We start from the raw sequence: 20,410 nt of genomic DNA on the forward strand, positions 1-20,410 counted from the left end.
CCGAACTCCGGAACCCCAGCGACCGTATCCGGCGCGCTCCCCTCGCTTGCCTCACGGCACGAGGGGTTTTTTGTTGCACTGGCACCTGCCAAACCCCCGCAAACACCCCGCAAAAACCCTCAGCTTCGAGAAGAGAATGCCGATGACCGAGCAGGCCACCGGGGCCCACCATCCGCAGCCGCGGCCCCGAACCTCAGGACAGCAGTCCGCCCCCGTCGAGCACGTCACGGGTGCGCAGTCCCTCATTCGTTCTCTCGAGGAAGTCGGGGCCGACACGGTGTTCGGCATTCCCGGCGGCGCCATCCTTCCCGCGTACGACCCGATGATGGACTCCACCCGGGTGCGGCACGTCCTGGTCAGGCACGAGCAGGGCGCGGGTCACGCGGCCACCGGATACGCGCAGGCCACCGGCAAGGTCGGCGTCTGCATGGCGACGAGCGGTCCCGGCGCCACCAACCTGGTCACCCCGATCGCCGACGCCCACATGGACTCCGTCCCGATGGTCGCGATCACCGGCCAGGTGGCCTCCAAGGCGATCGGCACCGACGCCTTCCAGGAGGCGGACATCGTCGGCATCACGATGCCGATCACCAAGCACAACTTCCTGGTCACCAAGGCCGAGGACATCCCGCGGACCATCGCGGAGGCCTTCCACATCGCCTCCACGGGCCGCCCGGGTCCCGTCCTGGTCGACATCGCCAAGGACGCCCTCCAGGCGCGGACCACCTTCACCTGGCCGCCCACCCAGGACCTGCCCGGCTACCGCCCGGTGACCAAGCCGCACGCCAAGCAGATCCGCGAGGCCGCCAAGCTGATCACCGCCGCCAAGCGGCCGGTCCTGTACGTCGGCGGCGGCGTCCTGAAGGCGCGGGCCACCGCCGAGTTGAAGGTCCTGGCAGAGCTCACCGGAGCGCCCGTCACCACCACACTGATGGCGCTCGGCGCATTCCCCGACAGTCACGAGCTGCACGTGGGAATGCCGGGCATGCACGGTGCGGTCACCGCCGTCACCGCGCTGCAGAAGGCCGACCTGATCGTCGCCCTCGGAGCCCGCTTCGACGACCGCGTCACCGGCAAGCTGGACAGCTTCGCGCCGTTCGCGAAGATCGTCCACGCCGACATCGATCCCGCGGAGATCGGCAAGAACCGCGCCGCCGACGTGCCGATCGTGGGCGACGCGCGCGAGGTCATCGCCGACCTGGTCCAGGCCGTCCAGGCCGAGCACAACGAGGGCCACACCGGCGACTACACCGCCTGGTGGAGCGACCTCAACCGCTGGCGCGACACCTACCCCCTCGGCTACACCCAGCCCGAGGACGGCTCGCTCTCGCCGCAGCAGGTCATCGAGCGCGTCGGTCAACTGGCCCCCGACGGCACGATCTTCGCGGCGGGCGTCGGCCAGCACCAGATGTGGGCCGCGCACTTCATCCAGTACGAGAAGCCGGCGACCTGGCTCAACTCCGGTGGCGCGGGCACGATGGGCTACGCGGTCCCGGCCGCGATGGGCGCCAAGGCCGGACAGCCCGAGCGCACCGTCTGGGCGATCGACGGCGACGGCTGCTTCCAGATGACCAATCAGGAACTGACCACCTGCGCCCTGAACAACATCCCGATCAAGGTCGCCATCATCAACAACGGCGCCCTCGGGATGGTCCGCCAGTGGCAGACGCTCTTCTACAACCAGCGTTACTCCAACACCGTCCTGCACAGCGGTCCCGACGACATCGGCCCCAACAAGGGCACGCGCGTCCCCGACTTCGTGAAGCTGTCCGAGGCGATGGGCTGTGTGGCGCTGCGCTGCGAGCGGCCCGAGGACCTGGACAAGGTCATCGCCGAGGCGAACGCCATCAACGACCGGCCCGTCGTGGTCGACTTCATCGTCCACGAGGACGCCCAGGTCTGGCCGATGGTCGCGGCCGGCACCTCGAACGACGAGGTCATGGCGGCCCGGGGCGTCCGCCCCGACTTCGGCGACAACGAAGACGACTGAGACCGAGAGCGAAAGAGAGACCTTCAGTCATGTCCACCAAGCACACGCTCTCCGTCCTGGTCGAGAACAAGCCCGGTGTCCTCGCCCGGATCACCGCCCTGTTCTCCCGCCGCGGCTTCAACATCGACTCCCTCGCCGTGGGCGTCACCGAGCACCCCGACATCTCACGCATCACCATCGTCGTGAACGTCGCGGACCTGCCGCTCGAACAGGTCACCAAGCAGCTCAACAAGCTGGTCAACGTCCTGAAGATCGTCGAACTGGAGCCGGGCGCGGCCGTCGGCCGCGAACTCGTCCTCGCGAAGGTCCGCGCCGACAACGAGACCCGCTCGCAGATCGTCGAGATCGTCCAGCTGTTCCGCGCCAAGACCGTGGACGTCTCCCCGGAGGCCGTCACCATCGAGGCCACCGGCAGCAGCGACAAGCTGGAGGCCATGCTCAAGATGCTGGAGCCCTTCGGCATCAAGGAGCTCGTCCAGTCCGGCACGATCGCGATCGGCCGCGGCTCCCGCTCCATCACCGACCGCAGCCTGCGGGCACTCGACCGCACCGCATAGCTCGACAGCCGGATCCGGACCGCATGGCGAGACCGGCAGACTTCCTTTCCCCCGCCCGCCGTACGGTGGGACGCAACACCAGCACACATAGGAGATTCCCAGTGGCCGAGCTGTTCTACGACGACGACGCCGACCTGTCCATCATCCAGGGCCGCAAGGTCGCGGTCATCGGATACGGCAGCCAGGGCCACGCCCACGCGCTGTCGCTCCGTGACTCGGGTGTCGACGTCCGCGTCGGTCTGCACGAGGGCTCCAAGTCCAAGGCCAAGGCCGAGGAGCAGGGCCTGCGCGTGGTGACCCCCTCGGAGGCCGCCGCCGAGGCCGACGTCATCATGATCCTGGTGCCGGACCCGATCCAGGCCCAGGTCTACGAGGAGTCCATCAAGGACAACCTCAAGGACGGCGACGCGCTGTTCTTCGGCCACGGCCTGAACATCCGCTTCGGCTTCATCAAGGCCCCCGAGGGCGTCGACGTCTGCATGGTCGCCCCCAAGGGTCCGGGCCACCTGGTCCGCCGTCAGTACGAGGAGGGCCGCGGCGTTCCGTGTATCGCGGCCGTGGAGCAGGACGCGACCGGCAAGGGCTTCGCGCTGGCCCTCTCGTACGCCAAGGGCATCGGCGGCACGCGTGCGGGCGTCATCAAGACGACCTTCACCGAGGAGACCGAGACCGACCTGTTCGGCGAGCAGGCCGTGCTCTGCGGTGGTACCGCGGCGCTGGTCAAGGCGGGCTTCGAGACCCTGACCGAGGCCGGTTACCAGCCGGAGATCGCGTACTTCGAGTGCCTCCACGAGCTGAAGCTGATCGTGGACCTCATGTACGAGGGCGGCCTGGAGAAGATGCGCTGGTCGATCTCCGAGACCGCGGAGTGGGGCGACTACGTCACCGGCCCGCGCATCATCACGGACGCCACCAAGGCCGAGATGAAGAAGGTCCTCGCCGAGATCCAGGACGGCACCTTCGCCAAGCAGTGGATGGACGAGTACCACGGCGGTCTGAAGAAGTACAACGAGTACAAGACCCAGGACGAGAACCACCTCCTGGAGACCACGGGCAAGGAGCTGCGCAAGCTCATGTCTTGGGTCAACGACGAGGAGTGAAGTTGCTCGGGTCCGGGGCTGATGCCTCGGGGCTCCGCCCCGGACCCCGCTCCTCAATCGCCGGAGGGGCTGATTCCTGGTCCCCTCTCGTGTTGAGCCGGAGGGCTGATTCTCCCCGTGCGGGTGATTTCCTCCCGACCGGGAAGAGTGGTCCCAGCACGCCACTACACTGCTGTTCAACATTCGCGTCGGGCCCACAGCGTCGTGCGTCTTCCACGCGGCTAGCACCCTCCACCGCCTGCGGCCGTCGGGACGGCCGTCCGCAATGGACTTGTGAGGACTCACGTGAGCAACGCTGCCAACGGCAAACCCGTCGTACTCATCGCTGAAGAGCTGTCGCCCGCCACCGTCGACGCCCTGGGCCCGGACTTCGAGATCCGCCAGTGCAACGGCGCGGACCGCGCCGAGCTGCTCCCCGCGATCGCCGACGTCGACGCGATCCTGGTCCGCTCCGCGACCAAGGTCGACGCGGAGGCCATCGCCGCCGCCAAGAAGCTGAAGGTCGTCGCCCGCGCGGGCGTGGGCCTGGACAACGTCGACGTGTCCGCCGCCACCAAGGCCGGCGTGATGGTCGTGAACGCACCGACCTCGAACATCGTCACGGCCGCCGAGCTCGCCTGCGGCCTCCTGCTGGCCACCGCGCGCAACATCCCGCAGGCCAACACCGCGCTGAAGAACAGCGAGTGGAAGCGCTCCAAGTACACGGGCGTCGAGCTCGCCGAGAAGACCCTCGGCGTCGTCGGCCTCGGCCGCATCGGTGCCCTGGTCGCGCAGCGCATGAGCGCCTTCGGCATGAAGGTCGTCGCCTACGACCCGTACGTGCAGCCCGCGCGCGCCGCGCAGATGGGCGTGAAGGTGCTCTCGCTCGACGAGCTCCTGGAGGTCTCGGACTTCATCACCGTGCACCTGCCCAAGACCCCCGAGACCCTCGGTCTCATCGGTGACGAGGCGCTGCACAAGGTCAAGCCGACCGTCCGCATCGTGAACGCCGCGCGCGGCGGGATCGTCGACGAGGAGGCGCTGCACTCCGCCCTCAAGGAGGGCCGCGTCGCCGGTGCCGGTCTCGACGTGTACGCGAAGGAGCCCTGCACGGACTCCCCGCTCTTCCAGTTCGACCAGGTCGTCTGCACCCCGCACCTCGGCGCCTCCACGGACGAGGCGCAGGAGAAGGCGGGCATCGCGGTCGCCAAGTCGGTGCGCCTGGCGCTCGCCGGCGAGCTCGTGCCGGACGCCGTGAACGTGCAGGGCGGTGTCATCGCCGAGGACGTGCGCCCCGGTCTGCCGCTCGCCGAGAAGCTCGGCCGGATCTTCACCGCCCTCGCGGGCGAGGTCGCCGCCCGGCTCGACGTCGAGGTGTACGGCGAGATCACCCAGCACGACGTGAAGGTGCTCGAACTCTCCGCGCTCAAGGGCGTGTTCGAGGACGTCGTCGACGAGACCGTGTCGTACGTGAACGCGCCGCTGTTCGCGCAGGAGCGCGGTGTCGAGGTCCGGCTCACCACCAGCTCCGAGTCGCCCGACCACCGCAACGTGGTCACCGTGCGCGGCACGCTCTCCGGTGGCGAGGAGATCGCCGTCTCCGGCACGCTGGCCGGTCCCAAGCACCTCCAGAAGATCGTCGCCATCGGTGAGTACGACGTGGACCTGGCGCTCGCCGACCACATGGTCGTCCTGCGGTACGCGGACCGTCCCGGTGTCGTCGGCACGGTGGGCCGGGTGCTCGGCGAGGCGGGCATCAACATCGCCGGCATGCAGGTCGCCCGCGCCGACGTGGGCGGCGAGGCGCTGGCCGTCCTCACCGTGGACGACACGGTGCCGCAGGCGGTGCTCAACGAGCTGTCGGTGGAGATCGGCGCGGAGTCCGCGCGGGGCGTCGACCTCACGGACTAGGGGCGGGCGGCGACTTCGGTCGCCGTGGCTCACCGGCTGAGCCGGACGCGTACGCGAACGCCGGACGGGCTGGAGAACTTCCTCCAGCCCGTCCGGCGTTTCTCGTCGCGTGGTCTCAGACCAGCGCCTTCTCCCGCTCGGGCGCCGGGGTCTGCGCGGGGATCACCCGGCGCAGCGTCACCGCCGCGAGGACCGCGGAGGCGATCAGGACCGCGGCGCCCGCGAGCGCGGCGACGTGCATGCCGCTGGTGAACGCTTCCCTGGCCGCGGTGGTCAGCGCGGAGGCCGCCTCGTCCGGCAGGTGCCCGGCCACCGCGAGCGCGCCGCCGAGGGTCTCGTGGGCCTCGGCCGGGGCCGAGTCCGGGATCTCGTTGCGGTAGACCGCGTTGCCGATGGCGCCGAGCAGGGCCATGCCGAGCGCGCCGCCGAACTCCTGTCCCGTCTCCAGGAGTGAGGAGGCGGAGCCCGCCTTCTCGGTGGGGACCGAGCCGAGGGCCAGGTCGGTGAGCTGGGAGCCGATGACGACCGCGCCGCAGGCGAGCAGGGAGGCCGCGGTGAGGGCGATCCACATCGAGTCGGTGTCGGTCTGGGTGAGCAGGCCGTAGCCGCCCGCCGAGACGACGAAGCCGGTGGCGACGACGGAGGCGCGGTTGACGCCGCGCTGCACCAGGGCCGTGGCGACGGGTGCCGCGAAGCCGATCGGGACCGAGGGCAGCAGGGCCCACAGCGCGGCCTCCAGCGCGCTCTTGCCGAGCACCGACTGCAGGTACTGCGTGGTGAAGTACGCCGAGCCCATCATCGCCAGGGACGCGACCAGGTTCAGCAGGACCGCGGGGGCGAAGCCGCGGCCGCGGAAGAGGGCGGGCGAGATCAGCGGGGAGGCCGCGGTGCGCTGGCGCTGGACGAACAGGGCGGCGAAGACGAGACCGACGAGCAGCGAGACGACGTAGGCGGTCTCGACGCCCTCGGCGGCGATCTCCTTGAGGCCGTAGACGACGGGCAGCACGGCGGCCAGCGAGAGCGGCACGCTCAGCAGGTCGAAGCGGCCCGGCTTCGGGTCCTTGGACTCCGGGATCAGGACCGGCGCGAGGACCAGGAGCAGCACCATCGCGGGCAGGTTGACCAGGAAGACCGAGCCCCACCAGAAGTGTTCGACGAGGATGCCGCTCATCACCGAGCCGAGCGCGATGCCGGCGACCATGACGCCGCTCCAGATGCCGATCGCCTTCGCGCGCTGTCCCGCGTCGCGGAACATCGTGCGGACCAGGGCCATCGTCGAGGGCATCAGGGTCGCGCCGCCGATGCCGAGGACGGCGCGGGCGGCGATGAGCAGCTCGGCGCTGTTGGCGTACGCGGCGGTCAGGGAGGCCGCGCCGAAGGCGACGGCACCGGCCATGAGGAGCTTGCGGCGGCCTATCCGGTCGCCGAGCGAGCCCATCGTCATCAGGAGTCCGGCGAGCACGAACGCGTAGATGTCGAAGATCCAGAGCTGCTGGGTGCCGCTCGGCTCCAGGTCGGCGCTGATCGCGGGGACCGCGAAGTAGAGGACCGAGACGTCCATCGAGACCAGCAGCAGCGGCAGCATCAGGACGGCGAGGGCGGTCCACTCCTTGCGGCCCGCGCGCTCCGGGACCGCCGAATTCGCTTGTTCGTGCGTCGAGTTCGTCATGCAGAGAACTGTACGGACGTCATAAACGGTTGTCTAGTACGGATGTGTAAAACGCTGGTCTGGGACAGGTGTATGGACCGGGAGTAGGGTGGCTCGCATGGGACACCGTGAAGATCTGCTCGAAGGCGCGAAGCGCTGCCTGCTGGAGAAAGGGTTCGTCCGCACGACGGCCCGCGAGATCGTGAAGGAGTCAGGGACCAACCTCGCGTCCATCGGCTACCACTACGGCTCGAAGGACGCGCTCCTGGTCGAGGCGTTCCTCGCGCTCATCGAGGAGATGACCGGCGCCTTCGGGGACGCGCCGCCCGGCGGTGGTGGGGGGGAGGTCGGCTCGTTCGAGCGCTTCGAGGAGGCCTGGGCCGGCGTCATCCGCTCGTTCCCGGAGTCCCGGTCGCTCTGGATGCTCAACCTGGAGGTCATCACCCAGGGGGACCGGCTCGCCGGGGTCCGTGAACTGCTCGCCAAGGCCCAGGTGGAGGGGCGCAGGGGGCTCGCCTCGATCTTCACCGGCGTCCGGGAGAGCGCCGTCCCCGACGACGTGGTGGAGGCCGAGGGCCGGTTCTACTCGATCCTGCTCAACGGCCTGCTCGTCCAGTGGCTCTTCGATCCCGAGACGGCGACCAGCGCCGAGCAGCTCACCGAGGGAATGCGGCGCGTGATGGCCCGCGCGGCCTCGACTTCGTAAGAGCGGTGCGGAGTCGGCGCGTTCGGGCGGGTGGCCTGGGAGTACACGCACGCGCACCCGGGGCCGACCGAGGTGCGGCTCCGGGTGCGCGGTGTCAGTCGGTGGTTACGACCACTTGATGCAGGCGGCGGGGACGTAGCCCTTCTTGTTGCTGCTGTACGGCATGGCGTACAGCCACTTGTTGCTCTTCTTGCCGCAGAGGTTGTACGACCCGCCCTTGAAGAACGCGCCGTCGTGGCAGAGGAAGCCCTTCTTGCCCTTGTTCCACTGGCCGACGGCGGTGGCGCTCGTCTTGGCGTGGGTGCGGAGCTTGACGGTCTCCTTGGCCGGAACGTTGGTGATGCCGCGCGAGCAGTCGGGCTTCGTCGCGGCGACGGCGGTGCCGCCCGTGGCGAGGGTGGTGCCGACGAGCGCTACGGCGGAGAAGGCGACCGCGGGGGCCAACAGCCTGAACTTCATGAGGTGTTCGTTCTCCCATGTGGGGGGACGGTTGTTCGGACGGGGAGAACCGTACCGCCCCGCGATCATGGCCGTAATCGTTCGTTGCGCGGTCCTTACAGTCGTGACGACTTCAGCACCATGTGCAGCAGCAGACGGTCCTCGCCCTCGTCCAGATCGACGCCGGTGAGCTGCTCTACGCGGGACAGCCGGTAGTAGAGCGTCTGGCGGTGGATGCCCAACTCCGCCGCCGCGCGCCCCGCCTGGCCCGCGCAGTCCAGGAACACCTCGGCGGTGCGCGCCAGTTCGCGGTGGGCGGGACTCAGGAGCTGGGTGCCCACCGGGTCGTGCGCGGCCTCCGGGGGCAGCGCCGTCAGGAGCCGGAAGGGGCCCACGTCCGACCACTGCGCCACCGGGCCGAAACGCCGCTCCGCGAGCGCCGCGCGGGCCGCGCCCGACGCCTCCCACCAGGCCGCCCCCAGATCCTCCAGGCCGTGCCTGGCGCCCGCGATCCCCGCGGTGGCGCCCCGCGCGCTCTCCAGGAGGCGGGCGGCCGCGGTGTGCGCGGGGGCCAGGACGTCCGCCGAGCGCAGCCGCACCAGGGCCGCGAGGGACTGGCCCGCCGTGCCCCACGGCACCGTGCAGACCGCCGCCGCGCCGGGCACCGTGCGGGCCGCGGGGGCGCCTTCCGGGTCGGCCGACGGCCAGGGCGCCACGCACACCACCGCGTGCAGGCCCTCGCCTCGGGCGCCGAGCGCGGTGCGCAGGGCGGCCACCGCCATGTCCCGCTGCCAGCCGCGCTCGGCCGTCAGGACCGCCCGGAACTCGCGGGTCAGGTCCGCGCCCGCCTGTGCCTCGTCGGCAAGGAGCGCGCCGATCCGGGTCGCCACCTCCAGGGCCGCGGTCAGCTGCTGCGCGCTGGGGCCCGGGTCGTCGTCGAGCAGCCAGACGTATCCCAGGGCGAAGCCGCGATGGCGTACGGGAAGGCAGATGCGGCCGCGGTAGACGCCCGCCTCCGGGGTGGGCGGGATGTGCACGGGGCCGGTGGCACGGGTGATGCCGAAGCCCTCGAACCAGGCGCGGACCTCGGCCGTGGAGCGCCGGGTCAGGATCGAGCGGGTCCTGACCGGGTCGAGGACGGTCGCGTCGAAGCCGCTGTCGCCGTCGGCCCCGCCCTCGTGCGCGCCGAACGCGATCAGCTCGAAATCGCGGTTCTCCAGGGTCGCCGGGGCGCCGAGCAGCGCCGAGATCTCGTCGACCAGTTCTTGGTAATCACCCTTCACCCCTCCATTCTCACGCAGCCCGCCGGATCCTTCAGACATATGTCTGAGATCCAGGGCACGGATGCGTGACAGCTGTCGATGGCCCAGGATCGGAGGGATCCTTAAATTTCACGGTGGTTCTCCGTGCCGTACCGCCGCATTCCCCCTATGTAGGGCTATGCCGGTAGGGCACCCGCTTTCGTACACCCGTGGAGGTGCCCCGTGCTGGGTCCCGTGATCCTCGCCGCGTCGCGCAGCGACAAGATGCGCCGTTTCGTCTCGGCGGCCCCGGGCACCAAGCAGGTCGTCGACCGGTTCATCGCCGGTGAGTCGGTCGACCAGGTGGTGCCGATCATCGTGGACGCCGCCGACAAGGGCCTGGAAGTCACCCTCGACGTGGTCGGCGAGGACATCACCACGGTCGAGCAGTCGCACGCCGCGCGCGACGCCTACCTGGAGCTCGTCGAGCGTTTGAAGGACCTCGGCCTCGGCACCAAGGCCGAGATGTCCGTGAAGCTGTCGATGTTCGGCCAGGCCCTGGAGGGCGGCCACGAGCTGGCCCTCGCCAATGTGCGCCCGGTCGTCGAGGCCGCCGCCGCCATCGGCACCACGGTCACCCTGGACGCCGAGGACCACACCACCCTCGACTCGATGTTCGCCATCCACGAGGAGCTGCGGAAGGACTTCCCGCAGACCGGCTGCGTCATCCAGTCGTACCTCTTCCGCACCGAGGACGACGCCCGCCGCCTGGCCGCCGCGGGCAGCCGCGTGCGCATCGTGAAGGGCGCCTACAAGGAGCCCGCCGAGGTCGCCTTCCAGGACAAGGCCGAGATCGACAAGGCGTACGTGCGGATCATGCGCATCCTCATGGAGGGTGACGGGTACCCGATGATCGGGTCCCACGACCCGCGCCTCATCTCCATCGCGCAGGAGCTCGGACGGCGCGCAGGGCGCAAGCTGGACGAGTACGAATTCCAGATGCTGTACGGCATCCGCAGCGAGGAGCACCTGCGGCTCGCCGCCGAGGGCCACCGCATGCGCGTCTACACCGCCTACGGCACCGACTGGTACGGCTACTTCATGCGCCGTCTCGCGGAGAAGCCGGCCAACCTGCTCTTCTTCGCCCGCTCCATCCTCACCAAGGGCTGAGCCGCCCGACCCGTACAAAGCCCCCGCACAAAGGAGCTCAGGAACTCATGGACGCTGTGACCCAGGTCCCCGCCCCGGTCAACGAGCCGGTCCACGGCTACGCCCCCGGCTCCCCGGAGCGTGCCCGTCTCGAGAGCAAGCTCAAGGAGCTCGCCGAGAACCCGATCGAGCTGCCCATGACCATCGGCGGCGTCAAGCGCCTCGGTGGCGGCGAGCCCTTCCAGGTCGTGCAGCCGCACAACCACAAGGCCGTCATCGGCACCGGCCGCGGCGCCACCAAGCAGGACGCCCAGGACGCGGTCGACGCCGCGCTGGCCGCCGCCCCCGCCTGGCGCGCGATGTCCTTCGACGACCGCGCCGCGATCATCCTGCGCGCCGCCGAGCTGCTCTCCACGACGTGGCGCGAGACGCTGGCCGCCTCCACGATGCTCGGCCAGTCCAAGACCGCCCAGCAGGCCGAGATCGACACCCCGTGCGAGCTCGTCGACTTCTGGCGCTTCAACGTGAAGTACGCCCGTGACCTGCTCGCCGAGCAGCCCCCGGCGAACTCCACCGGCGTCTGGAACCGCCTGGACCACCGCCCGCTCGAGGGCTTCGTCTACGCGATCACGCCGTTCAACTTCACCGCCATCGCGGGCAACCTGCCGACCGCCCCGGCCCTGATGGGCAACGTGGTCGTGTGGAAGCCGTCCCCGACGCAGACCCACGCCGCCGTGCTGCTCATGCAGCTCCTGGAGGAGGCCGGTCTGCCCAAGGGCGTCATCAACCTGGTCACCGGCGACGGCATCGCGGTCTCCGAGGTCGCCCTCACCCACCGCGACCTGGCCGGCATCCACTTCACCGGCTCGACCCCGACCTTCCAGCACCTGTGGAAGACGGTCGGCGAGAACATCGCGAACTACCGCACCTACCCGCGCCTCGTCGGCGAGACGGGCGGCAAGGACTTCGTCGTCGCGCACCCGTCCGCGGACCGCGCCGTCCTGAAGACCGCGCTGACCCGCGGCTCCTTCGAGTTCCAGGGCCAGAAGTGCTCCGCGAGCTCGCGCGCCTACGTCCCGGCCTCCATCTGGAACGACGGTTTCAAGGAGGAGTTCGCGGCCGAGGTCGACGGCATCAAGATGGGTGACGTCACCGACCTGACGAACTTCATCGGCGCCGTCATCGACGAGCGCGCGTTCGCCAAGAACAAGGCGGCCATCGACCGCGCCAAGGCCGACGCCTCCTGCACCATCGTCGCGGGCGGCACCTACGACGACTCGGTGGGCTACTTCGTGCGCCCGACCGTCGTCGAGTGCTCCGACCCGGAGAACGAGGTCTTCAAGACCGAGTACTTCGGCCCGTTCCTCGCCGTGCACGTCTACGAGGACGACCAGTACGACGCCGTGCTGGAGCAGATGGAGTCGGCCTCGGACTACGCGCTCACCGGTTCGGTCATCTCCAACGACCGCGCCGCCGCCGCGCACACGATGGAGAAGCTCCGCTACGCCGCGGGCAACTTCTACATCAACGACAAGTCGACCGGCGCCGTCGTCGGCCAGCAGCCCTTCGGCGGCGGCCGTGCCTCCGGCACCAACGACAAGGCCGGTGCCCCGCAGAACCTCCAGCGGTGGACGCTGACCCGCGCCATCAAGGAGACGCTGGTCCCGCCGACCGACTACGGCTACCCGCACATGGGCTGACGCCCGCCACGGGCCCTCGGGCCCGCCCCTGAACCCCGCCTCCGATCTGGGCCCCACCCCGATCGGAGGCGGTGTCTTTTCCGGGGTCAGCCCAGCGCGTCGACCACGATCCGGGTGATGTCCTCGGCGATCCGGTCCTCGCCGGGCGTGTCCGGGTCGAGCCGGGTGGTGTAGACGGAGACGACCAGCGGCGCCCGCTTGGGCGGCCAGGCGACGGCGACGTCGTTGACCCCTCCGTAGGCGGGCGACCCGGTCTTGTCGCCGACCCGCCAGTCCTTCGGGAGCCCGGCCCTGATGCGCTTGTCGCCGGTGGTGTTCTCCAGGAGCCAGCGGATCAGCTGGTCGCGGTCGCGCGGGTGGAGGGCGTCGCCGAGGGTGAGCGCGCGCAGGTTCGCGGTCATCGCCGCCGGGGTCGTCGTGTCGCGCCGGTCGCCGGGGATGTTGGTGTTGAGGTCGGTCTCCCACCGGTCGAGCCGGGTGTGGGAGTCGCCGAGCGAGCGGGCGAACGCGGTGATGCCGGCCGGGCCGCCGATGCGCCGCATCAGCAGATTGGCGGCGGAGTTGTCGCTGTAGGTGAGGGTGGCGTCGCACAACTCCCGTACGGTCATGCCGGTTTCGAGGTGCAGCTCGGTGCGCGGCGAGTAGTCGACGAGGTCGTCGCGCCCGTACCTGACCAGGACGTCGAGCAGCCCGGGTTCCTGTTCGCGGGCCCGGCGCAGGATCGCGCCCGCGGCCAGCACCTTGAACGTGGAGGCGATCGCGAAGCGTTCGTTCGCGCGGTAGCCGACGGTGGCGCCGGTGCCGGTGTGCAGGGCGTGGACGCCGATGCGCCCGGGGTAGGCCTCTTCGAGCTCGCGCAGCCGCTGCCGGACGCCGGGCGCGGCCGCCGTCGCGTGCGCGGCGGCGGGCATCGACAGGAGTAACGGGGTCGCGGCCGCGGCGCCGAGGAGCGTCCTGCGGGAAGGGATCGAGTTCATGATCCCGACCGTACCGGGCGGTGCCGCGGTCCCGGCGGGGGTGGCCGGGCCGTCAGGCGGCGACGAGGAGGTGCCGGGCCAGGAAGCCGTCGATCAGCCCGGCGATCTGCGCGGCGTGCGTCTCCAGGGCGAAGTGACCGGTGGGCAGCAGGTGCACCTCGGCGTCCGGGAGGTCGCGGCGGAAGGCGAGGGCGCCCGCCGGCACGAAGATCTCGTCACCGGCGCCCCAGACGGCGAGCAGCGGCACCTGGCTCTCGCGGAACCAGGCCTGGAAGGCCGGGTACAGCTCGATGTTGCTGCCGTAGTCACCCATCAAGGAGAGCTGGATCGCGTCCTGGCCCTCGCGCGCCATCAGCGCGGCGTCGTGGTCCCAGGCGTCGGGGTTCAGCAGGCTCTGGTCCGAAACTCCCTGCGTGTACTGCCACTTGATGCCCTCCGGGGAGCGGATCTCCCGGACGGGCGCGGCGGTCTCCTCGGTCGGATCCGCGATGTAGGCGAGAACGGGGGCCCAGGCCTGTGCGCCGAGACCTTCCTCGTACGCGTTGCCGTTCTGCGTGACGATCGCCGTGACGCGCTCGGGGTGGGTGAGGGCGAGGCGCAGGCCGATCGGGGCGCCGTAGTCCTGGACGTACAGGGCGAAGGAGGTCAGGCCGATCCGTTCGGTGAACTCGGCGGTGAGCGCGGCGAGTTCGGCGAAGGTGTACGTGAAGGTGTCGGTGGACGGCGCCGCCGAGCGGCCGAAGCCGATGTGGTCGGGGGCGATCACGCGGTAGCGGTCCGCGAGCAGCGGCAGCAGGTCGCGGAACATGTGCGAACTGGTCGGGAAGCCGTGCAGCAGGAGGAGGGCGGGGGCGTCGGCGGGGCCCGCTTCGCGGTAGAAGACCTCGTGGCCGCGGACGGTGGTGGAGCGGTGGTGGATGCTCGTCACGTCTAACCCCTCAAGTTCATTTTGGTGGTTGCGATAGGCCGAGTAGAGCACGCCTTCGGCTAACCGGTCAAGATGCCTTTAAGGGTTATGGGAGTTGGGTGGGTGAGGGAGGGTCAGGCCCCCGTGGCCGCCGTGATGACCTCGTCGAGGACTTGGCGGGCCCGTAGCAGGTCCTCGACCTGGCGGTCGATCCTGGCGCGCTCCTCGGTCAGCTCGTCCACCAGCCAGGGCGTGGCGGACGCGGCGGGACCGCCGTCCTTGTCCCGCATGCACGGCAGGAGTTGGACGATCTTCGCGCTGCACAGGCCCGCCGCGAACAGCTCCTGGATGTGGACGACGCGGTCGACCGCGGCCTCCGGGTAGTCGCGGTGGCCGCCCGGTGTGCGGTCCGCGTGGAGGAGGCCCTGCTGCTCGTAATAGCGCAGGGAGCGCTCGCTCACGGCGGTACGCTTCGCCAGCTCGCCGATCCTCATGTCCCGTACTCCCTCGTCCGCGTCCGTGTGCCGGTCTCTGTGCCGGTCCGTGTGCCGATCCCTGTGTCGGCCTCTGTGCCGGTCGGCGGAATCGCACTTGAATCTGACACCGGTGTCAGCTTCTACCGTTCCGGCATGACGAACACCGCGCTTCTCGCCCCCTATTCCGCAGGCCCCATCGGCCTCCTCCCCAACCGCGTCGTGATGGCCCCGATGACCCGGGCCCGCGCCGCGGACGACGGCACCCCGCTGCCCGTCGTCGCCGAGCACTACGCCCAGCGCGCGAGCGCCGGGCTCATCGTCACCGAGGGCATCTGGCCCAGCAGTCGCGGCCAGAGCGGCTGGCGCTACCCGGGCCTGGAGACCGCGGCGCACGTCGAGGGCTGGCGGCGGGTCACCGACGCCGTGCACGCCGCGGGCGGCCGGATCTACGCCCAGCTGATGCACGGCGGCCGCAACGGCCACCCGCTGGCCCGCATCGACGGCGACCTGCCGCTCGCCCCCTCCGCCGTGACCCCGCCAGGACACGCGCACGGCCCCGACGGCAGCAAGCCCGACTACGTCGCCCCGCGCGAGATGACCCGCGACGACATCCACACCGCCGTCCGGGACTTCGTGGCCGCCGCCCGCAACGCCGTCGAGGCCGGCTTCGACGGGGTCGAACTGCACGGCGCCAACAGCTACTTGATCCACCAGTTCCTCGCCGACAACACCAATCTGCGCGACGACGAGTACGGCAAGGGGTCGATCGCCGACCGCATCCGCTTCGCCGTCGAGGTGGTGCGCGCCGTCGCCGACGCCATCGGCGCCGAGCGGCTCGGCCTGCGGCTCTCGCCGGGCAACCCGCAGTTCGGCATGGCCGAGGCCGACCCCGGGCCCGTCTACCGCGCACTGCTCGACGAGATCGACGGGCTCGGCCTCGCCTACCTGCACCTCACCGACAACGACGGCTATCCGGCCCTCGCCGACCTGCGCCCGCGCTGGCACGGCCTGCTCATCGGCAACGTCGGGGAGAACGGCGCACCGACGACACGCGAGGCGGGCGAGGCCGTCCTCGCGTCCGGCCTCGCCGACCTCGTCTCGTACGGGAGGGCGTTCATCTCCAACCCCGACCTGCCCGCACGCCTCGCGGCGGGCGCCCCGCTCCAGGAGATCGACGCCACCCACCTCTACACCAACGGTGCGCGCGGATACACCGACTACCCCTTCCTGGAGCGGGAGTTGGCGACGGCCGGTCAGACCTCCACGAGCACCTGATCGAGGGATTTGCGCACCAGGTCGGGCACTTGGCAGTCCGCCGCCGGATAGCCCACCGGGATCACCGCGAACGCCTTCTCGTTCTCCGGCCTGCCGAGCACCTGCGAGAGGAACCGCATCGGGCTCGGCGTGTGGATCAGCGCGGCCAGGCCCGACAGGTGCAGGGCGGACAGGAGCATCCCGACGGCGATGCCGACCGACTCGTCGACGTAGTAGTGCTTGTGCTTGGTGCCGTCCTCGCCCAGCCAGTAGCGCTGCTGGAAGACGACGATCAGCGCGGGCGCGTCCGTCAGGTGCGGCTTCACCTCGTCCGTGCCGAGCGGCCGGAGCGCGGCGAGCCACTCCTCGCCGAGCCGGCCGTCGTAGGAGATCCGCTCCTCGTGCTCGGCGGCCTCGCGGATGCGGCGGCGGATGTCGGCGTCCTGGACGAGGACGAACGTCCACGGCTGCTGGTGCGCGCCGGACGGTGCGGTCGCCGCGCACGCGATGGCGTCCCGCACCACCTGCGGGGGCACCGGGTCCTTCGCGAACTGCCGCACCGTGCGCCGCTCGCGCATCCGGTCGCGCAACTCGGCGGAGTGGGCCAGGGATTCGGCCTCGGGCATACGGTGCGGGCGGTACGGAACGGAGTGGTAGGACTCGCCGTGGATGGGCGTCCACTCCCGCTGCTCGTGCTCGTGCTCGTGCTGGGTCTCAGACATGGGTCAGATTCTGCGGCGAAGGAGGGTGGGGGCGCCATGGTGCAGACCAATTCGAGACAGCGGTCCGGAGGGGGGGGCGGGGGTGGGGCGAGGGCGGTGCCGGTCAGCTCCAGCCCGTGACGATCAGGGACAGCCCGAGCGTGAAACCGCCGCACAGCAGCACCAGATACCAGCCGTAGAGCCGTCGGAACCGGTGCGCGAGGAACCCGAACGCGCCGAAGGCCAGGCCCACGGTGAGGGTGCGGGAGCCGCGCGAGAGGGCGGAGCGGGCCAGCCAGTCGGACGCCGGGACGTCGGCGCGGCCCGCCTCCCGCGCGTACACCTTGAAGGGGATGCCGTTCCAGGGCTGGTGGCGGACGGCCGCCGCCGACTCCGCCGACAGCTCGTGCCGCACCTCGGCCCGCATCCGTTCCGTCGTCAGTGGCTGCGGCAACTGCATTCCTGCGGCGGCCAGTTGAAGTGCGAGCAAACCGCCCGCCAGGCTGCCCGCGAGTGCCGCGAGTGACAGCTTCAGGGACCGGCGCGGCATCGCGACGCACGCGACCGCGAGGAACAGCTCGGGCATCAACGGCCAGCTCAGCGCCTCCGCGCACGCCCAGAGGAAGGCGAGCAGGAGGCCGCGCCGCGCACCGACGGCCGCGGCGGTCCACCTGCGCGCGGCGGAGTCCTTCAACGGCTCGTCCGCCGTACGGCGTTGCAGCGCGGCCACCGCGTCGCGCGCCTGCTCCGGCGTGGCCGACGCGGGCAGCGGCTCGCCGATGGTGACCCGTACGAGGGCGGGGCGCAGCCTGCCGTGCTTGGGCAGCAGCCGGTCCGTGCCCGCGATGCCGACCGGGACCACCGGCACGCGCGCGTGCTCCGCGAGGACGAGGGCGCCCCGGTGGAAGGAGCCGAGTTCCCCCGCTCGTGCGCGGGTGCCCTCGGGGAAGAGCACCACGGCCCGTCCCGCGCGCAGGTCGTCGGCGCGCGCCAGCAGGTCGGACATGCCGCCTCCGGTGCGCCGGACAGGGAAGCCCGCGGCGAGACGGCTGCAGATCCGGCGGCGCCAGGGCGAGGCGAACCAGTAGTCGGCGGCCGCGCCGATCGTGGGGGAGTGGCGGGCGTCCAGGGCGGCGAGCAGGGCGGCGGTGTCGGCGTGCGAGGTGTGGTTGGCGACGACGACGCATCCGCTGCGCGGGAGCCGTCCCTTGCGGGTGATGCCGCCGGTGAGGGTGAGGAGGGTCCACCAGAGGGCTTGGCGCAGAGCCGCGGTGTGGCTCCGCCTCGGTGATCGGCTCCGGGGCGCTGACTCGGGGCTCCGCCCCGGACCCCGGTCCTCAAACGCCGGACGGGCTGAATTTGCCCCCGCCGTCGGGCTAACTGGATTTGCCTCGGCCGTCGGGCGAGCTGAATTTGCCCCCGCCGTCGGGGAAGTTGAATTCGCCCCGGCCGTCGGGTGGGCTGAATTTGCCGCTGCTGCCGGGGGAGTTGAATTCGCCGCAGCCGTCAGGCTAGCTGAACTCGCCCCAGTCCCCGCACCCGCCGAATTCCTCACAGCGTCACCGCCATCGCCATCAGTAGGGCCACCAGCAGGGAGTCGATGCGGTCCAGGAGGCCGCCGAAGCCGGGGAGGCAGGTGCCTGCGTCCTTGACGCCCGACTCGCGTTTGACCATCGACTCCAGGAGGTCGCCGGTCACGCAGCCCGCCAGGACCGCCGCCCACAGGACCGGATCGAACGCGCCTACCGCGGCCAGCGCCGCGGCCGTCGCCGCCGTCGCGCCCGCGACACCCGCCCAGGTCTTGTTGGGCGAGAGCGGGGACAGGGGGCGGGAGAGCGGACCGGCGCGGCCCAGCGTCGTGCCGCCGCACCACGCGCCCACGTCGCCGAACGCCACCGCGACGCCCACCGCCACCGCCGTGTCGCCGAGCAGCACCAGGCCCGTCAGCGGGACGGGGATCCACAGCAGGCCGAACGCCGTGCGGCACGCGCGCGTGAAGCCCGTCGAGGTGTCGGAGGAGAGGAGCGCGACCGCTGATGCGGCGAGCAGGAGCAGGCCCGCCGTCCGCAGGCCGAGGAGTCCGGGCGCGGCCCACGCCAGAGCGGGCAGCGCCACGGCCGCCGCGGTGAGGACCGCCCGTTCGCCCCGGGGCAGCGCGGCCATCCGCGCGTACTCGCCGACGGCGACCGCGCCGAGGGCCGCCGCGAGCGCGAACGTTCCCGCCGTGCCGAGGAAGAACGCCCCGAGGAAGAGCGGCGCCGCGAGCGCCCACGTCCGCCAGCGCCTGCGCAGTTCGGCCCGCATCCGCACCCGTGAGGGCAGCGCCGCCACCGCGACCCCGCCCGCCCCGAGCACCCCCGCCACCACGGGCACCGCCCGCCCCGCCGCCTCACCGGCCAGGAACGCCGCGCTCATCGCGCGGTCCGGGAAGGGACGCTGGTGACTGTCCGGCCCAACTCGGCCCAGAGTCGGGCCAGTCGGAGCAGCGCCGTCACGGCCGAGCCCGCCGCGAGCACCATGAGTACCGGCACCGCCCAGCTGGACACCGCCGCCACCACGACCAGCGCGCAGCGCTCCGTCTTGCCGACCGGGCCGCCGTTGAGCCGGTCGGCGCCCGCCGCCGCGCCCGCCAGCGACACCCAGGACGGCAGCGTCGCCGCGAGGCCCGCCGTCGCCACCAGCCACAGCGGGGCGAGCGTCAGGAAACCGGCGAGGACGAGCAAGTCGGCGGCACGGTCGCCGAGTTCGTTGAGGAGCGCGCCCCTGCGGGTGGTGCGGCCCGTGTCGCGGGCCAGCGCGCCGTCCAGGTTGGCGAAGGCCAGGCGCGCGGCGAGCAGCGCCGCGACCGGCAGCGCCGCCACCGGAGCCGGCAGCCAGGCCAGCGCGGCACCCGCGCCCGCCGCGCACACCACGCCTGCCGCCGTGAGGGCGTCGGGCGACACCTCGCGGCGGACCAGGGCGGCACGCGCGCCGGACAACTTGTCCGCGTACCAGGGCTTGAGAGCGTAGAGGCCGTTCATGGCATCGACTCTGCCGCCGGACGGCAGTGGGCGAATCGGGGTGCGTACTCATCCGTGCCCTGAGTACGGTGGTCGCGTGACCACCCTGCGTACCGCCCACACCGGCGACTTGACCCGGCACGACCTGCTGGACGCCCGCCGCCTCCTCGACGCGGCCTTCGACGACTTCAGCGACCAATCCTGGGAGCACGGCCTCGGCGGCATGCACGCCCTGGTGCGCGACGACGCCGGGGAGCTGGTGGCGCAGGGCGCCGTGGTCCAGCGCCGGATCCTGCACAACGGCCGTTCGCTGCGCGTCGGTTACGTCGAGGCGGTCGCGGTCCGGCCCGACCGGCAGCGGCAGGGGTTCGGCGGACAGGTGATGACCGCGCTGGAGCGGATCATCGACAGGGCGTACGACTTGGGGGCGCTCTCCGCGTCCGACGAGGGCCAGCGGCTCTACATCGCGCACGGCTGGCAGGAGTGGAAGGGCGGGGTGGGCACGCTCAGCCCTGAGGGCATGCGGCTGCTGCCGGACGAGGACCCGCCGATGCTGTGGGGCGCGCACCTCGACCCGACGTACGACCTGCTCATCGACTGGCGGGACGGGGACGTCTACTAGACGGGGACACCCGCCGGTCCGGACGGGGACATCCGCTGGTCCGGACGGGGACATC

The 20,410-nt window shown here is 71.2% G+C and carries 18 protein-coding genes and 1 pseudogene; 9 read left to right on the plus strand and 10 right to left on the minus strand.

All coding sequences use genetic code 11. The features are described 5' to 3' along the window. Positions 1 to 142: 142 nt before the first annotated feature. The 4 genes from ACIO9J_RS09815 to serA all read left to right on the plus strand — a co-directional run bounded on the left by ACIO9J_RS09815 (position 143) and on the right by serA (position 5,537). Positions 143 to 1,990: an acetolactate synthase large subunit gene (locus tag ACIO9J_RS09815; protein WP_401995241.1), complete on the plus strand. Its 1,848-nt coding sequence runs from the start codon at positions 143 to 145 to the stop codon at positions 1,988 to 1,990. 29 nt (positions 1,991 to 2,019) lie between these two features. After that, a complete protein-coding gene (gene ilvN, locus ACIO9J_RS09820) occupies positions 2,020 to 2,547 on the plus strand; it encodes an acetolactate synthase small subunit (RefSeq protein ID WP_401995244.1) in 528 nt (175 codons plus the stop codon). 101 nt (positions 2,548 to 2,648) lie between these two features. Next, a complete protein-coding gene (ilvC, locus tag ACIO9J_RS09825; protein ID WP_401995247.1) occupies positions 2,649 to 3,647 on the plus strand; it encodes a ketol-acid reductoisomerase in 999 nt (332 codons plus the stop codon). 285 nt (positions 3,648 to 3,932) lie between these two features. Then, the gene (serA, locus tag ACIO9J_RS09830; RefSeq protein WP_401995249.1) at positions 3,933 to 5,537 is read left to right on the plus strand and encodes a phosphoglycerate dehydrogenase; all 1,605 of its coding nucleotides are present in this window, start codon (positions 3,933 to 3,935) and stop codon (positions 5,535 to 5,537) included. Positions 5,538 to 5,652: 115 nt separating this feature from the next. Here serA and ACIO9J_RS09835 read toward each other — a convergent pair whose 3' ends face one another. After that, positions 5,653 to 7,206 (minus strand): MFS transporter, encoded by a 1,554-nt coding sequence (locus tag ACIO9J_RS09835; protein WP_401995252.1) that lies wholly within the window; start codon positions 7,204 to 7,206, stop codon positions 5,653 to 5,655. 97 nt (positions 7,207 to 7,303) lie between these two features. Here ACIO9J_RS09835 and ACIO9J_RS09840 point away from each other — a divergent pair, with 97 nt between their 5' ends. Further along, entirely contained in the window at positions 7,304 to 7,891 is a 588-nt protein-coding gene (locus ACIO9J_RS09840; RefSeq protein ID WP_401995255.1) for a TetR/AcrR family transcriptional regulator, read from the plus strand. Between the two features lie 105 nt (positions 7,892 to 7,996). Here the strand turns inward: ACIO9J_RS09840 and ACIO9J_RS09845 are convergent, their stop codons facing one another. Together ACIO9J_RS09845 and ACIO9J_RS09850 are read right to left on the minus strand one after the other, a co-directional pair. Continuing rightward, entirely contained in the window at positions 7,997 to 8,350 is a 354-nt protein-coding gene (locus tag ACIO9J_RS09845; RefSeq protein ID WP_401995258.1) for a hypothetical protein, read from the minus strand. A 95-nt stretch (positions 8,351 to 8,445) separates the two neighbouring features. Continuing rightward, on the minus strand, positions 8,446 to 9,651 hold the full coding sequence (locus ACIO9J_RS09850) for a PucR family transcriptional regulator (RefSeq protein ID WP_401995261.1): 1,206 nt from the start codon (positions 9,649 to 9,651) through the stop codon (positions 8,446 to 8,448). A 162-nt stretch (positions 9,652 to 9,813) separates the two neighbouring features. Here ACIO9J_RS09850 and ACIO9J_RS09855 point away from each other — a divergent pair, with 162 nt between their 5' ends. Both ACIO9J_RS09855 and pruA read left to right on the plus strand, forming a co-directional pair. Further along, positions 9,814 to 10,740 (plus strand): proline dehydrogenase family protein, encoded by a 927-nt coding sequence (locus tag ACIO9J_RS09855; protein WP_401995264.1) that lies wholly within the window; start codon positions 9,814 to 9,816, stop codon positions 10,738 to 10,740. 47 nt (positions 10,741 to 10,787) lie between these two features. Next, positions 10,788 to 12,419, plus strand: coding sequence for an L-glutamate gamma-semialdehyde dehydrogenase (gene pruA / locus ACIO9J_RS09860; RefSeq protein WP_401995266.1), 1,632 nt, complete (start codon positions 10,788 to 10,790; stop codon positions 12,417 to 12,419). Positions 12,420 to 12,505: 86 nt separating this feature from the next. Here pruA and bla read toward each other — a convergent pair whose 3' ends face one another. The 3 genes from bla to ACIO9J_RS09875 all read right to left on the minus strand — a co-directional run bounded on the left by bla (position 12,506) and on the right by ACIO9J_RS09875 (position 14,797). Continuing rightward, entirely contained in the window at positions 12,506 to 13,396 is an 891-nt protein-coding gene (gene bla, locus ACIO9J_RS09865) for a class A beta-lactamase (protein WP_401995269.1), read from the minus strand. Between the two features lie 52 nt (positions 13,397 to 13,448). Continuing rightward, positions 13,449 to 14,324, minus strand: a complete 876-nt coding sequence (locus tag ACIO9J_RS09870) for an alpha/beta fold hydrolase (RefSeq protein ID WP_401995272.1) — start codon at positions 14,322 to 14,324, stop codon at positions 13,449 to 13,451. A gap of 113 nt (positions 14,325 to 14,437) precedes the next feature. After that, positions 14,438 to 14,797: a MerR family transcriptional regulator gene (locus ACIO9J_RS09875; RefSeq protein ID WP_401995275.1), complete on the minus strand. Its 360-nt coding sequence runs from the start codon at positions 14,795 to 14,797 to the stop codon at positions 14,438 to 14,440. Positions 14,798 to 14,932: 135 nt separating this feature from the next. Between ACIO9J_RS09875 and ACIO9J_RS09880 the strand changes: the two genes are divergently transcribed. Then, positions 14,933 to 16,054, plus strand: coding sequence for an alkene reductase (locus tag ACIO9J_RS09880; protein WP_401995278.1), 1,122 nt, complete (start codon positions 14,933 to 14,935; stop codon positions 16,052 to 16,054). Here the strand turns inward: ACIO9J_RS09880 and ACIO9J_RS09885 are convergent. The 4 genes and pseudogenes from ACIO9J_RS09885 to ACIO9J_RS09900 all read right to left on the minus strand — a co-directional run bounded on the left by ACIO9J_RS09885 (position 16,033) and on the right by ACIO9J_RS09900 (position 19,754). Next, the gene (locus ACIO9J_RS09885) at positions 16,033 to 16,755 is read right to left on the minus strand and encodes a nitroreductase family protein (RefSeq protein ID WP_401995281.1); all 723 of its coding nucleotides are present in this window, start codon (positions 16,753 to 16,755) and stop codon (positions 16,033 to 16,035) included. The genes ACIO9J_RS09880 and ACIO9J_RS09885 overlap by 22 nt on opposite strands. Positions 16,756 to 16,858: 103 nt before the next feature. Continuing rightward, positions 16,859 to 18,052 (minus strand): annotated as a pseudogene (locus ACIO9J_RS09890) (lysophospholipid acyltransferase family protein); the annotation flags it as partial. A 233-nt stretch (positions 18,053 to 18,285) separates the two neighbouring features. Continuing rightward, a complete protein-coding gene (locus tag ACIO9J_RS09895) occupies positions 18,286 to 19,149 on the minus strand; it encodes a phosphatidate cytidylyltransferase (protein WP_401995284.1) in 864 nt (287 codons plus the stop codon). Beyond that, a complete protein-coding gene (locus ACIO9J_RS09900) occupies positions 19,146 to 19,754 on the minus strand; it encodes a CDP-alcohol phosphatidyltransferase family protein (protein WP_401995287.1) in 609 nt (202 codons plus the stop codon). The genes ACIO9J_RS09895 and ACIO9J_RS09900 overlap by 4 nt, the downstream gene beginning before the upstream one ends. A gap of 76 nt (positions 19,755 to 19,830) precedes the next feature. On the opposite strand from ACIO9J_RS09900, the gene ACIO9J_RS09905 reads away from it, so the two are divergent. After that, positions 19,831 to 20,355: a GNAT family N-acetyltransferase gene (locus ACIO9J_RS09905; RefSeq protein ID WP_401995290.1), complete on the plus strand. Its 525-nt coding sequence runs from the start codon at positions 19,831 to 19,833 to the stop codon at positions 20,353 to 20,355. Positions 20,356 to 20,410: the final 55 nt, after the last annotated feature.

Source organism: Streptomyces sp. NPDC087300 (assembly GCF_044744425.1).
GTDB lineage: Bacteria > Actinomycetota > Actinomycetes > Streptomycetales > Streptomycetaceae > Streptomyces.